The 14,133-nt window shown below is 69.7% G+C and carries 11 protein-coding genes, 1 pseudogene and 1 riboswitch; of the genes and pseudogenes, 3 read left to right on the forward strand and 9 right to left on the reverse strand.

The features are described 5' to 3' along the window. The 7 genes and pseudogenes from thiS to QWI33_RS09400 all read right to left on the reverse strand — a co-directional run bounded on the left by thiS (position 1) and on the right by QWI33_RS09400 (position 6,740). Entirely contained in the window at positions 1-192 is a 192-nt protein-coding gene (gene thiS / locus QWI33_RS09370; RefSeq protein WP_289956990.1) for a sulfur carrier protein ThiS, read from the reverse strand. Next, the gene (gene thiO / locus QWI33_RS09375; protein WP_289956991.1) at positions 189-1,370 is read right to left on the reverse strand and encodes a glycine oxidase ThiO; all 1,182 of its coding nucleotides are present in this window, start codon (positions 1,368-1,370) and stop codon (positions 189-191) included. The genes thiS and thiO overlap by 4 nt, the downstream gene beginning before the upstream one ends. A gap of 149 nt (positions 1,371-1,519) precedes the next feature. After that, a pseudogene (gene thiE, locus QWI33_RS09380) lies at positions 1,520-2,128 on the reverse strand (thiamine phosphate synthase); the annotation flags it as partial. Positions 2,129-2,157: 29 nt separating this feature from the next. Next, a riboswitch (TPP riboswitch) is annotated at positions 2,158-2,266 on the reverse strand. A 90-nt stretch (positions 2,267-2,356) separates the two neighbouring features. Continuing rightward, on the reverse strand, positions 2,357-3,613 hold the full coding sequence (locus QWI33_RS09385; RefSeq protein WP_289956993.1) for a family 1 glycosylhydrolase: 1,257 nt from the start codon (positions 3,611-3,613) through the stop codon (positions 2,357-2,359). Next, positions 3,610-4,446 carry a carbohydrate ABC transporter permease gene (locus QWI33_RS09390; RefSeq protein ID WP_289956994.1) on the reverse strand — a complete coding sequence of 279 codons (837 nt, stop codon included), beginning with the start codon at positions 4,444-4,446 and terminating at the stop codon, positions 3,610-3,612. The genes QWI33_RS09385 and QWI33_RS09390 overlap by 4 nt, the downstream gene beginning before the upstream one ends. Further along, positions 4,443-5,390 carry a carbohydrate ABC transporter permease gene (locus QWI33_RS09395; RefSeq protein ID WP_289956995.1) on the reverse strand — a complete coding sequence of 316 codons (948 nt, stop codon included), beginning with the start codon at positions 5,388-5,390 and terminating at the stop codon, positions 4,443-4,445. The genes QWI33_RS09390 and QWI33_RS09395 overlap by 4 nt, the downstream gene beginning before the upstream one ends. Before the next feature lie 93 nt (positions 5,391-5,483). Beyond that, a complete protein-coding gene (locus QWI33_RS09400) occupies positions 5,484-6,740 on the reverse strand; it encodes an extracellular solute-binding protein (protein WP_289956996.1) in 1,257 nt (418 codons plus the stop codon). Between the two features lie 299 nt (positions 6,741-7,039). Here QWI33_RS09400 and QWI33_RS09405 point away from each other — a divergent pair, with 299 nt between their 5' ends. Further along, positions 7,040-9,139 (forward strand): RICIN domain-containing protein, encoded by a 2,100-nt coding sequence (locus tag QWI33_RS09405; RefSeq protein ID WP_289956997.1) that lies wholly within the window; start codon positions 7,040-7,042, stop codon positions 9,137-9,139. A gap of 171 nt (positions 9,140-9,310) precedes the next feature. On the opposite strand, the gene QWI33_RS09410 is transcribed toward QWI33_RS09405, so the two are convergent. Next, complete coding sequence (locus QWI33_RS09410) at positions 9,311-10,324, reverse strand: LacI family DNA-binding transcriptional regulator (protein ID WP_289956998.1); 1,014 nt, start codon at positions 10,322-10,324, stop codon at positions 9,311-9,313. A 206-nt stretch (positions 10,325-10,530) separates the two neighbouring features. After that, positions 10,531-11,148, reverse strand: a complete 618-nt coding sequence (locus QWI33_RS09415) for a class I SAM-dependent methyltransferase (RefSeq protein ID WP_289956999.1) — start codon at positions 11,146-11,148, stop codon at positions 10,531-10,533. A 279-nt stretch (positions 11,149-11,427) separates the two neighbouring features. Here QWI33_RS09415 and QWI33_RS09420 point away from each other — a divergent pair, with 279 nt between their 5' ends. Further along, the gene (locus tag QWI33_RS09420; RefSeq protein WP_289957000.1) at positions 11,428-12,414 is read left to right on the forward strand and encodes a hypothetical protein; all 987 of its coding nucleotides are present in this window, start codon (positions 11,428-11,430) and stop codon (positions 12,412-12,414) included. A 628-nt stretch (positions 12,415-13,042) separates the two neighbouring features. Further along, on the forward strand, positions 13,043-14,071 hold the full coding sequence (locus QWI33_RS09425) for a proprotein convertase P-domain-containing protein (RefSeq protein WP_289957001.1): 1,029 nt from the start codon (positions 13,043-13,045) through the stop codon (positions 14,069-14,071). Positions 14,072-14,133: the final 62 nt, after the last annotated feature.

Here is a 14,133-nt window from a genome sequence, read left to right on the forward strand (position 1 = left end):
CTAGCCTCCTTGGGTCGCGGTGAGCACTTCGACGGCGTCGCCGTCGGTGAGCGGGCGGTCCCATTCGGACCGCGGCACGACTTCCCCGTTGAGCGCCACGGCGATGCCCCGGCGGGCGGCGGTGACGGCCGCGACCGCGTCGGTGATGGTGGCGATGCCTTCGCGCGCTTCGCCGTTGACCTCGATCTTCATGAGTCAGCCTCCTCGTGGGTGGGTGTGGATTCGGCCGCTTCGGAGCCGCTCGGCGCATGCTGGCGTTCCGACCGCTGGAACCGCCGCGGGCCGTCCGAGCGGCGGTCGGGCACCGGTCCGAAGCGCAGCGGGTCGAAGGCCGCTGGGGCCGCGTTCTCGTTGCCGTCGAGCAGGGCCACGACTGCGGTGGCGGTCGCGGGGATGAGGGCGATGCCGTTGCGGTAGTGGCCGGTCGCGGCGACGGTCCGCGTGTCGAGGCGGCCGATGAGCGGCAGGTTGTCCGGGGTGCCGGGGCGGAAGCCGACGCTCACTTCGGCGAGGTGGTATTCGGCGATCTCGGGCACGAGTTCGATCGCGAGTCGCAGCAGGTCGTGCACGGCTCCGGCCGTGCCGGTGCGCCGGTCGAACCCGCGTTCGTCGCTTGATGCGCCCACGACGACCTCGCCGCTCTCGCGCGTCACGATGTAGATCGGGCGGCCTTTGACGAAGCCGCGGACGGTGGTGCGCGGCATCGGCTGGTCGCCGACGGCCCGGAGCCGCAGCACTGCGCCGCGCACCGGCCGCACCGGCAGATGCCAGGCGGCGCCGAGGAATCTCGCCGATCCGCATCCGGCGGCGATGACCAGCTGGTCGGCGTCGATCGCCGCGAGGTCGTCGACCCGTTCGGTCCGCAGTACCACTCCGGCTCGTTGCGCCGCGATCAGTAGTGCGTCATGTACTACTCGCGGGTCCACCGCCCGGTCCTCCGGCGCGAGCACGCCGCCGCGCACCCGGTGGCTCAGCAGCGGCTCGATCTTGCGAGCGGCGCGCGGCGACAGCGTCTCGACGTTCCTTGCGGTGAACCGATACAGCTCCGCCTGCCGGTCGACCTCGGCGCGGTCGCCGTCTTCGACGCCGACGACGAGCGTCGGCACCTCGCGGAAGCCGATCTTCAGGCCGGAGGCCGCTTCGAGTTCGCGGGCGAAACCGGGCCAGGCGTCGGCCGACTCGGCCATGAACGGGGCGAGCGCTTCCTCGCCGTAGTGGGATTCGGTGACGGGGGCGATCATGCCGGCGGCCACGCGCGAAGCGCCCGAGCCCGGATCGGGGTCGTGCACGACGACCTCGGCGCCGGACTGGGCGGCCCGCCACGCGACGGCGAGCCCGATCGATCCGGCGCCGACGATGGCGATGCGCATCAGGCCCTGCCCACCCCTCGCAAGAGGCCGGTATCAGGAGTCTCCTCGGTGTGCCCCGCGCCGACGGCTCGAACGCGTTCGCTCCGCGAATCGCCTGCGGTACGGGTGTTCCGGCTGTCGTCCTCACGTCCCGCTGTCGGGCTTTCGCCCACGGCCTCAAGGAGTTCCACGGTCGCTTGGCGCGGGTCCGCGGCTGCCGCGATCGCGCCCACGACCGCCACGCCGTGGGCTCCGGCCGCCCGGCACAGCGCCGCGCGTTCGGCGGTGATGCCGCCGATGGCGATCACCGGGAGGTCGACGGCCTCGCAGACGGCGGCCAGGCCTTCGAGTCCGATCGGCTGGGGCAGACCGGTTTTCGTCGTGGTCCCCCAGACCGGCCCGACACCGAGATAGGTGGCGCCGGCCCGCCGGGCGGCCCGTGCCGATTCCGGGTCGCGAGCGGTGCCGCCGATGATCGAGGCGGGGGGGAGGATGCGGCGGGCGGCGTCGATCGGGAGGTCGTCGGCTCCGAGGTGCACGCCGTCCGCGCCGACCGCCTGGGCGATGTGCACCCGGTCGTTGACCAGGCACGCCGCCCCGTACTGGTCGCAGAGTGCGGCGATCGCGGCGGCGAGGTCGAAGGCCGCCCGGTCGGTGTAGTGGTCCTCGGGCCGGATCTGGACGAGCCGGGCCCCTGCCGCCAGGGCGGCCTCGGTGGCGATGATCGGATCGTGAAGGGGGCCAACGGGTGCCGCATCGAGGACGCGGGTGTCGGTGATGACGTGAAGTCGGGGTAGACGAGTAGCGCGCACGCACAGCTCCTTCTCCCTGCGCCAGCATGATCTGGATCAGGTTCGACGGTCGGGACTACCAAGTCCCCTCTCAGCCCGATGCATCGGACTCCCGTGGGTGTTATTCGTTTACGGCCGTTACGCTACGTCATCGCGAGACGCTTTCGCAAGTGCGGTGTCAGGTAGTGGACATCCCTGACCGGCTCCCCGCTCCGGCTACGCGCCTGTCGCGTGCCGGCGGAAGCGGTCGACGATGTCGGTCCGCACCCGCTCGAGGCCGGTGGCTCGCTCCTCGAGTCGCCACAGCCCCATGGTGAGCCGATGCGCCTCGCGCGGCTGCTCGGAGTGGCGGTAGGTCCACTCGTACATGTCGAACAGGGGCCACCACGTGTACCCGACCACCTCGACGCCGGAGCCGCGCAGGTCGTGCAGCGCCGCAACGGATTCGTCGAGCCAGTCGATCCGCTCCTTGACCGAGCCGGTCACGCACGTCTCGGTCAGCATGACCGGCGCCCCGTACCTGGTGTGGGCCTCGCGAATGAGCTCGTTCAGGCCGGTGACGCCGTCGTCGCGGGTCGGGCGCGGGTCGCGGAAGCCGCCGCCGTGGAAGACCCCGGCCTCGAATACCTCGGTCGAGTGGCGCGGGTAGTAGTTGACGCCCATCACGTCAGGGTGCACGGGGTCCTCCGCGAACCAGGCGAGGTCGGCGTCGTCCCAGCCGTAGGCGCGCAGGTGCGGCGTGAGCGGGTGGGCGTCGTCGACGCGGCCGGTGACGAGGTCTTCGACGAGGAAGACCTGGTGCTTCAGGCGTGCCGCGTGCTCGCGGTGCTCGGGTGCGTCGATGTCGCCGACGTACCGCATGCCGGCGTCCACGTGGACGAAGACGCCGCGGTCGCCGAGGACGTCGCTCATGGCGCGCTGGGCGAGCACGAAGCCGCGGGCGAGCTGCCCGACCATGGTCGAGAGTCCTTGCGGCCCTGAGAGGTACGGGGGCCAGTAGGCGTACTCGCCGGAGAAGAGCGCGTGGATCATCGGCTCGTTCACCGGCGTGTAGTCGTACACGCCCAGGTGCGCGTAGCGCTCGGCGACGCGCGCGGAGTACTCGGCGACGAGCTTCGGGTAGTCCGCGTTGGCGAACTGCCGCTCCAGCCACAGTGGAGTGCCGTAGTGCATCAGGTCCACAATGGGTCGCAGCTGCAGCTCCGAGTAGCGGTCCATGACGCGGTCGAGCCAGTCCCAGTCCCAGCGGCCGGGTTCGGGCTGGATGCGGTGCCACGGCACGCCCCACCGCACGAGTTCGGCGCCCGCCTCGACGGCGAGGCCGAGGTCCGCGTGCCAGCGCTCGTAGTGCTCGGTGAGCTCGTACTCGTCGATCGGCCGCTCGCCCGGTCCTGCCTGGGGCACGAAGGTGTCCTCGATACCGACGGCGAAGTGCAGGCCGCCGTCGCGGTACCAATTGGGAGAGCCGGTCATTTGAGTCCTGTCGTTGCGATGTTCTCGATGAAGCGCCGCTGGATGAAGAGGAACGCGATGACGAGCGGCAGGATCGCGATGAGCGAGCCGGCCATCATCACGCCGTGCGGCACGATGCCGCTGGGCCCGGTGAGCTGCGTCAGGCCGGAGGTGATGGTGCCCATCTCGGCGTCGGTGGTGAACACCAGCGGCCACAGCAGGTCGTTCCAGTTGTTGACGAAGGTGAAGAGCCCCAAGGTGAGCAGGGCGGGGACGGCGTTGGGGAGCACGACGGACCGGAAGATCCGGAACTCCCCCGCGCCGTCGATGCGCGCGGCCTGGTCGATGTCGCGCGGGAGCGCGAGGAAGAACTGGCGCAGGAAGAAGATCCCGAACGCGTCGGCGGCGCGCGGCGCGATGAGCCCGGTGTACGTGTTCACCCAGCCGAGGTCGGCCACGAGCTGGTAGAGCGGGATGAGCGTGGCCTGGAACGGGATCATCAGCGTCGCGATGATGACGATGAGCAGGAGCCGGCGCCCGGTGAAGTCCAGGCGCGCCAGGGCGTACGCCGCGAGCGAGTCGAAGACGAGCGCGAAGAGCGTCACTCCGCCGGCGAAGACGAAGCTGTTGCCGACCAGCCGCGCGAACGGGAGGTCGGAGGTCACGGTCTTGAGGTTGTCCAGCGTCCAGACGTCGGGCAGCAGGCTCGGCGGGTAGGCGTTGACCTCGGCCGCGGGCTTGAACGCGGTGAGCACGATGATCGCGATCGGCAGCAGCACCAGGGCGGTGACGACGACGAACGCGATCGTCGCGAGCACGGTGGAGGGCGTGGGCGCCTTCAGTCTGGTCCTCATGCCAGGTCCTTTTCTTTGCGGCCGAAGAACACGAACTGCGCGAGGCTCAGCAGCAGGGTCGCCGCGAGCAGCACGTACGACAGCGCCGAGGCGAAGCCGATGTCGAGCTTGCGGAAGCCGGACTCGTAGATCTCCATGACGAGGGTCTGGGTGCTGCCGTAGGGGCCGCCGCCGGTCATCACGTAGATCTGGTCGAAGGCCTGGAGGGCGGCGATCATCGCGAAGATGAGCACGAACGCCATCGTGTTCGACAGCATGGGGAGGGTGACGTTGCGCAGGCGCGACCACGCCCCCGCGCCGTCCATGCGGGCGGCCTCGTAGACCGAGGTCGGGATGTCCTGCAGGCCGGCCAGGAAGATCACGAAGTAGAAGCCGAAGAGCTTCCAGACGGCGACGAGCACGACCATGGGCATGGCCAGGTGCGGGTCCTCCAGGACGTTGCCGATCTGGATGCCGAGGCCGCGCAGCCAGTAGTTGAGCAGGCCGACCTGCGGGTCGACGAGGTAGCTCCAGGCGAAGGCGGCCACGGAGAACGAGACCACGAAGGGCACGAACAGGGCGGTGCGGAAGAAGCCCCGGAAGGGCAGGCGCGGGTTGTTGAGCAGCAGCGCGAGCCCGAGCGCGGAGACGACCGCGACGGGCGTGAACAGCACGGTGTAGAGCGCGGTGTTCGTGACGGCGTTGAGGATGTCGGGGTCGGTGAAGACCCCGATGTAGTTCTCCAGGCCGATGAACTCGGGTTCGCCGAAGCCGCTGGCGTCCGTGAAGGACAGTCGCAGGGCCGAGAGCATCGGCCAGATGGTGAACGCGCCGAGGACGATCAGGGCTGGGGCGAGGAACGCGGCGGCTTTGGCGGTGCGGCGCATGGGACTGTCGGCGCGGCGGCGTCCGCCCAGCGGTGCGGGCGGGCGGTACCGGCGGCCCGTCGGTGGTGCGGTGGTCATGGTCTCCTTCACTCCCCTTGGTGCGGCGGGGACGCCGAGGGGCGGCGTCCCCGCCGGTCGCTGTCCTGTTCGGACGTCGTGCCGGCTGAGCGGCTAGAGCGCGCCCTGGACGGCCGCTTGGGCTTCGGCGAGCAGTCCGGCGATGTCCTCGCCCGCGATGGCGCGCTGGGTCAGCTCGTCGACGGCGGCGAGCACGTCGACGCTGTTGACGACGCCGGGCAGCAGCGGGCGGCCGAGATCGGCGATCTCGGTCAGCGAGGCGACGACCGGGTTCGAGTTGACCGCTTCGGCGGGCACGTCGGTGCGCAGCGGCGGCCAGCCGGAGCCGAGCGACCAGGCGGCGGCGTTCTCGTCGTTGAGGAAGAACGCGAAGAACTGCTCGGCGGCGGCGCGGGCGTTGTCGTCCGCGTCCACCGTGACGGCCATGGAGATGCCGATGGCGGAGGCGGCCTGGGTCGCGGGCCCGGCGGGGATCGCGGCGATGGCGCACTCGATGCCGTTCTCGGCGGCGATGGAGGCCATCCAGGGGCCGCCGATCGTCATGGCGGCCTTGCCCGCGCCGAACAGCTCGTCGGCGCCGACGCCGTCGATGCCGGTGGGCGAGATCTTGTCATCCACAATGGCCTTGCGCCAGTACTCGAGCGTCTCGGCGTTCTCGGGCGAGTCGATGACCGCGTCGATCTCCTCGCTCACGATGTCACCGCCGTTGCCGTAGAACAGGGACGGCCAGAGTCCATTGGCGACTGTGGCGTGGTCGGGGAGGACCACCCCGTACTGCTCGGGCGTACCGTCGCCGTCTTCGTCCACAGTGAGCTGCTTGGCGGCGGCGACCCATTCGTCCCAGGTGGCCGGGAACTCGGTGACGCCGCCGGCCTCGAACAGCGCGGTGTTGTAGTAGACGGCCAGCGGCACGAACCCGGCGGGCACGCCGTACTTGGTGCCCTCGACCTCGATCATCGCGACCGCGCCCGGGATGAGGTTCGCGGTGTTGGAGGAGTCGTCGGCGTAGAAGCTCGTGAGTTCGACGAAAGCGCCCTTGTCGGCGTACACCGGGAGCCGCTCGGCGGGCATCGCGACGATGTCGGGGCCCTCGCCGGCGGACAGGGCCGTCAGCAGGGTGTCGTCGATGCTGGCCCAGGTCTTGACCTCGGTGTTCACCGTGATGTCGCTCTGCGAGGCGTTGAAGTCGTCGACGATGCCCTGGAGCACGTCGCCGTCCGCCTCGGTGTAGCCGTGCCAGAACGTGAGCGTCGCCGGGCCGCCGGTCTCGCCGCCGCCCGAGCATCCGGAGCCGAGGAAGGCCAGCGCGGCGCTGCCGGCGCCGCCGATGAGTACCGTTTTGCGTTTCATTTCAGTTCCCTCCCAACGCAGCTGTGCTGTCACAACCGGCGCTGTCAATTGGTGGTGCTGCATGCAGTTGGTACGAACAACGTCGAGGGGGTCCTGTACTGGGGGAACCGTTTGTACAACGTTGTAAGTCCGGGAATCGTACGCCCGCCGCGCCGAGCCTGTCAACGCGACCCGCCGATCATTGCCACTTCGTTTCCGATCCGTGATCACTTTCGCGACCGAGGGCTTGACCTGCGGGCATTGATGGCCATACGATGTCCCGCACGCATGATACAACGTTGTAAAGATTGGATGTCGCCATGCGAAGCCCGCAACTCCTCACCCTCAGGCGAGGCGGCGCCCTGCTCGCCGCCGCCGCCCTCCTCCTCACCGTCGTCGCGGCCTCGGTCGGGCTCACCCCGTCCCCCGCCGCGGCCGTGACCACCGGCAACGGCGCGCTCGTGTACTCCCCCGCCGCCGGCAGCTCGTTCAACCCCGAAGGCGGCACGCCCGCCGGCACGACCTACGCCAAGATCATCGTGCTCAAGAACAGCGGCAGCGCCAACGGCACGCAGCTGGTCACCTTCGACAAGCTCGTACTCCAGAACGGCGTGCAGGTCTACCCGATCTACCGGAGCACGAACAACGGCACCAGCTGGACCCATGTCGCCGACGTCAACCCGAGCGCGACCTTCCCGGCGCTCACCCGCACCTCGCAGCCGTTCCTCTACGAGGTCACCCAGACCACCGGCGACCTCACGGCGGGCACCATCCTCCTCGCGGGCATGATCATGCCCGAGAACCGCTCGAGCAGCCGCCTCGTGGTGTACAAGAGCACCAACCAGGGCACGAGCTGGAGCTACCTGAGCACGATCGACTCGGGCGGCCCGGCCGTCTACGACCCGTCCCCCTCCTCGACGACCACCACCGTGTGGGAGCCCTCGCTGGCGATCGACGGCAACGGCGGCCTCGCCGCGTACTACTCGGACGAGCGCCAGAAGTCGAACGGCGTGCTCCAGGCCGTGTCCTACCGCCGCTCGACCGACGGCGGCAAGACCTGGGGCTCCCTGGTCAACGTCTCGGCGCCGACCAACCAGAGCGACCGGCCGGGCATGATCACCGTGACGAAGCTGCCGGACGGCCGCTACATGGCGACCTTCGAGGTCGTGAACCGGCCCAGCCAGTCCCAGAACACCGCGCCGGTCTACTACAAGATCTCGGCCGACGGCCTGAACTGGGGCTCCGCCAACAGCATCGGCACGCAGATCAAGCTGGCCGACGGCCGCGGCATCGGCTCCTCCCCGTACGTCAAGTGGGTGCCCTCGGGCGGTCCTAAGGGGATGGTCGTGGTGGCCTCGAAGTGGTCGCTCGACGGCAACGGCAACATCGACGGCGGCCAGAACTTCTACGTGAACTACAACCTCGGCGAGGGGCCGTGGGAGCGGCTGCCGATGGCGGTCACCTACGACGCCAGCGACACGCAGGGCGGGAACTTCAGCGGGTTCGCGCAGGGCATCGACTACAGCGCGGACGGCCGCACCCTCTACCAGGCCGTGAACGTCGAGAACACCGTCACCGACCTCAACGACATCCGCGTCGGCTCGATCCCGCTCGACGCCCAGCAGTACGAGGCCGAGAACGCGACCCTGAACGACGTCGCGGCGGTCAACCACGTGCAGGCCTCGAACGGCTCGAAGATCGGCAGCATCAACAACAGCGGCAGCTACGTGCAGTTCACCGTGAACGTGCCGACCGCCGGGACCTACACGATGAACGTCCGCTACGACAACGGCTTCGGCTCGGCCGCGACCCATTCGGTGAGCGTGAACAGCGGCTCCGGCTCGTCGATCAGCTACCCGGCCACTGTGGACTGGGGCCGGTACGCCTGGGCGCAGAAGACGGTCACGCTGAACGCGGGCGTGAACACCATCCGGTTCACCAAGGGCACGAACTTCGCCGAGCTGGATGCGATCCACCTGTACTCCAGCAGCGCGCTCGCGCCGGTCTTCCAACTGCAGAACCGCAACAGCGGCAAGTACCTGGAGGTGCTGAACGCCTTGACGACCGATGGTGCGGCCACGGGCCAGTGGGGCGACACGAACCACGCGACGCAGCGGTGGACCGTCAGCGGCGGCACCACCGTGCAGCTGACCAACCGCAACAGCGGGAAGCTCCTCGAGATCCCGTCCGCGCAGACCGCCGACGGGGTCGACGCGGTGCAGTGGGGCTCGACGGGGAATTCGACGCAGTCGTGGAACGCCGCCACCAGCGGCGGCTGGTGGACGTTCGCGAACGCCAACAGCGGCAAGCTGCTCGAGATCAACGGGTGCTCCACTGCGGACGGCGCGGTCGCGCAGCAGTGGACCGCGACCGGCGCGACCTGCCAGCAGTGGCGGCTCGTGAAGGAGGGCATCCAGTAGCGGATGCCGGGAGCGGCGGACGCCAGGCGCCTCGCCGCTCCCGGACCGACCCAGTCGCGCGCGGCGGATCAGTGATCCGCCGCGCGGTCTCGTTCAGGGACCGGGGACGACGGCGTTCGGCGCCGCACAGTCGGCCGCGCGGAGCACGTTCCGCGGTCGCCGGGGCGCCGTTCAGTCCCGCAGCGCGGACTCCCGCTCGACGATCGTGAAGTCCGCCAGTTCAGTCCGGGGCGGCTGCTTCGGACCGACCTCGGCGATGCGTTCGAGCAGCGTCTCGAGTGCGGTGCGCGCCAGCCACTCCCGGCCTGGGTCCACTGTGGTCAAAGAGGGAATCGAGTAGGCGGCCTCGTCAAGGTCGTCGAAGCCGATCACGGCCACGTCCTCGGGGACGCGGCGGCCGGCCTCCTGGAGGACGCGCATCGCGCCGAGCGCCATCGTGTCGTTGAAACCGAAGACCGCGTCGAACGGCACGTCCCGTTCGAGCAGCTCGTGCATCGCGCGGGCGCCGTCGGCGCGGTGCCACAGGGTCGCGCGGACCACGAGCGAGGCGTCGTACGGCACGTCGTGGGCGGCGAGCGCCTCGCGGTAGCCGCGCAGGCGGAGCCGGGCCGATCCCATGACCTCGCCCTCGTACTCGCCGATGACGGCGATCCGGCGGCGGCCCGAGGCGAGCAGGTACTCCGTGGCCGCGCGGGCGGCCTCGACGTTCCGCATCGTCACGTGGTCGCACGGCCAGTCGAAGGTTCGCTCTCCCAAGAGCACCAGCGGGAACGGGACGTCGAGCGCGTCGGCGTCCTCCTGGCCCATGCCGAGCGGGCTGAGGATGAGGCCGTCCGTCATGCTCAGGCGGGGGCTGCGCAGCAGCGCGAGTTCGCGGTCGCGGTCGCCGCCGGTCTGCTCGACAACCACGGTGAGGCCGGATTCCTCGGCGGCGGCGATGACCATCCCGGCGAGTTCCGCGAAGTAGCTCAGGTTGAGCTCGGGGACGGCGAGGGCGATGGTGTCGGTGCGGCCCGAGCGCAGGCTGCGGGCGTTGAGGTTGGGCTTGTAGCCGAGCTCGGCGATCGCGCGCTCGACCTTCTCCCTGGTCGCGGGGCGGACGTGCGGGTAGTCGTTGATGACGTTCGAAACGGTCTTGAATGAGACGCCTGCCAGTTTCGCGACATCGCGCAAAGTCGCCGCCATCGCACCTCCTCGGTCCGCGAGAATTCTACAACGATGCAAACCAGTCCTGCCGGACCGACGCAGTACGGTCGGCCCGCTCACGGCCCGACCGGCGACAGTTTATCCGCACATTTCGATCAACCGATTCGTCGGCGTCCGCCGACTACCCGAGGCGCGCAATGGGCGCGCCCCGTCCCACTCCGACTCGGGACGGGCGGTCCGCGCCGCTATGCCTCCGCGCGTTCGACTTTCAGGACGCGGTAGCCGTTGGCACTCGCGTGCTTGTCGACTTCCCAGCCGTTGCCGGTGAGCCAGCGCGCGAGCGAATCGGCGCCGAGGTGCTTGGAGACGACGAGCCAGGCGACGCCGCCGTCCTTGAGGCGCGGGAGCCAGGTCTCGAGCAGTTCGTGCAGGGCCTCTTTGCCGACCTTGATGGGCGGGTTGGACCAGATCTCGTCGAACCGCACGTCGGCCGGCACGTCCTCGGGCGCGGCGACACGCACCTTGCCAGGGGCCTTCTCGGTGTTGCGGCGGGTCAGGTCGAGGGCGCGGCGGTTCACATCGACGGCCCAGACCTCGGCGTCGGCCCGCTGGGCGAGCACGGCGCTGATCGGCCCGTACCCGCAGCCGAGGTCGAGGAAGGTCCCGGCGGCGTCGGGCGGCACGACCTTGTTCAGCAGCACGCTGGTGCCGGGGTCGAGGCGGTAGCCGGAGAAGACCCCCGTGGAGGAGGTCAGCTTGTATTCGACGCCGTCGAGCGTGAACTCGACGGTGCGCTCGCGGTCGTCGACGGCGGGCTGCTCGCTGAAGTAGTGCTCTGGCTGGTCGGCTGGGCCTTTGGACATGCCGACCATTGTCGCCTGCCCGCCCTGCGCGGATCGCCCGGATCGGCCGGTTAGAGACCTGCGCCGGTTCGCGCGCCCTGCCGTGCCGCGTGACACGTGATATGCCACCGACAAGGCGCCGCGATGACCGCCGCCGCTCAAGTCCCCGGCCTGCAATGTGACACGTGATATGTCACGTGGCACCGCTCGTCACCCGGGGAGATGAACGACGCTCGACGCCGTCCTTCTCCCGGGGGAACGTTTCCCGGTTTCAGCGCCGCCCGGGTCTAAGCTGCCTCCATGGCACATGGCCCGTCACCGTTCGGAGTTCCCCAGGAGACGCAGGCGCACCGGCCTCCGGACAATCCAGGATTCGACTGGTCGGAGTACGACGAGCGCTCGCAGATGCGCGCGCCCACGACTCGGCTCAGCCCCGAGGACCGCACGCCGACCGTGCGGCTCGGCACGGGAACGCACACGCGGCGCTCGCCCGAAGAGGAGATGGAGGAGCACCTGGACCAGATCCAGGCCTCGCGCCCGCTCCGGCGAGCCGCCCAGCGCGCCCGGCGCCGCACGAAGTGGTGGCTGGTCGCGCTGGTGATCGTGAGTGCGATCGCGGTCGTCGGGGCCTGCGCGGCGGGGGCGTACATCGTGCTCCGCGAAGGCGAACCCGACCCGGCCGCGCCGAGCGCGGAGCCTGCCGCCGGTCAGCCGTCCGCAGCGGACGACACGGAGGCCGCGCCCGAGGTGGTCGACCCGATCGCCAGCCGCGCGACCGACACCGAGCCGATCTCGACCGAAGAGCTGTTCGGCGCGAACTCGATCACCCCGGCCGGCGGCACCGGCGAATACAAGGTCCTTGAGACCGAAGAACTCTCGAACTGCGCCGACGCCGGCCTCGACGAGCTGGCCGAGCTGCTGGCCGACGCCGACTGCACCCAGACCGTGCGCGCGACGCTCATCAACCCCGACGGCGAGTACGCGGCGACCGCTGGCGTCCTCAACCTGGCCGACACGGCCGAGGCGGATGCGCTGCGCGCCGAGATCGAAGCGGGCCTCGAAGGCGGCTTCGCCGCACTGCGGACCGACGGCGAAGCCGAGGAACTCGGCCGCGCCGCGACCATGGTCGGCTACAACACCTACGGCCACTACCTGATGTACGTGGTCATCGGCCGCACCGACGGCGAGCCCATCGAGGAGGCCTCGGAGCCGGTGCGCGCCATCGTGAGCGACCTGGTGGACGTGTGGTTCATCGACCAGCTCAACCCGAGGCGCGACGTGCAGTAGCGACCTGCAGTAGCGGAGTGCGATCGCCGGGGCCCGAACGTGAACGGAGGGTCCCGGCAAATCGGACACCCGGGGACCCCCCGATTTCATTGTCCCGCAAGGGTGCGACAGCGGATCACGGCCGAAACGTGAACGGAGCGTCCCGGCGAAACGGACATTCGCAGGCGCCCCCGATTCAACTCTGCCCCACCGGTGCGACACCGATTCCCCCAGGCGCGTGCCGCGACCGCGCCTTACCTCTCGAACAGGACCGCCCGCGCCTGTCCGTGCGGGCGGTTGTAGTGGTGGTTGTGGTGGTGGTTGCGGTCGTGGTTGCAACCCTCGATCTCTCGCCGACGGTCCTCCGTCCGCGCTCTTTGGTGCGGGCGGTTGCCGTTGCACCCCTGAATCGTTCGGCGAACGCCGTCTCGCACTCGACCGACCGAGCAGTGTCGGGAATGTGAATAATCTACTGTGACTGTTGCCATAGCCGATCATCCCATGATTTGATCATTTCAGGCCTGCGTCCCATCCGTCCCCGGGCAGGCCGACCGGCATCCACCTCCGATGCCATGTGACATGTCACGCAGCACCAGTCTCCGCGACCGGCCCGCCGGTCACCCCCGACCGCCTCACCTCAGGAGCCGAAATGCCGTCCTGGACCCTCCCCGCCCGCCGCGCCCTCGCCGCGCTCGCCGCGACCGCGCTGGCCGTCCTCTCGGTCGTCGTCCTCGACGCCGCGCCCGCCGAAGCCGTTCGCCCGCCCGGCATCCCGTCCACCGCCACCGCCCAGTCCGAACTGAACGCGCTCACCGTCGCCGCCGAGTCCCACGGCTCGACCTACGACCGCAGCCTCTTCCCCCACTGGAAGTCCGTGAGCGGCACCGGCAGCTGCACCGCCCGCCAGCACGTGCTCAAGCGCGACGGCCAGAACGTCGTCACCAGCGACGGCTGCCAGCCCACCTCCGGCAACTGGCAGTCCGACTTCGACAACACCTGGACGACCACGGTCTCCAACGCCACCATCGACCACGTCGTGGCCCTCTCCGAGGCCTGGGCCTCCGGAGCCTGGTCCTGGACCACCGCGCAGCGCCAGGCCTTCGCCAACGACATCAACTCCCCGCAGCTGTGGATCGCCACGACCTCCGCGAACTCCTCGAAGAGCGACTACGACCCCGCCGAGTGGATGCCCGTCAACACCACCGGCCTGCGCTGCGACTACGTCAAAGCCTGGACGCACGTCAAATACCTCTACAACCTGTCGATCGACGCGGCCGAGAAGTCGGCGATCCAGTCGCACCTGACGAACTACTGCGGCTCGGGCGGCGGCACCCCCACGAACTGCACCGGCGCGAAGACCACCGCCGCCGCGATCCCCGAAGGCTCGCCGCTGAACTCGACCATCCCCCTGTCCTGCACCGGGACGGCGTCCTCGACGAGCTCGGTCACGGTCAACATCACCCACCCGTACAGCGGCGACATCACCATCGCGCTCATCGCCCCCGACGGCACGAGCCGCACCCTCAAGGCCGCCGGCGGCTCCGGTGCGAACATCGCCACCACCTACAGCGTCAATCTGTCCTCCGAGAACCGTTCGGGCACATGGACGCTGCGCGTCACCGACACGTATTCGGGCGGTTCGAGCGGCACGTTGAACAGCTGGTCCCTCAGCATCTGACGCACTGACCGCAACACCAAGGAGGGCCGGGCACTGGCGCGCCCGGCCCTCCCTCCCATCCA

Source organism: Glycomyces tritici (genome assembly GCF_030403505.1).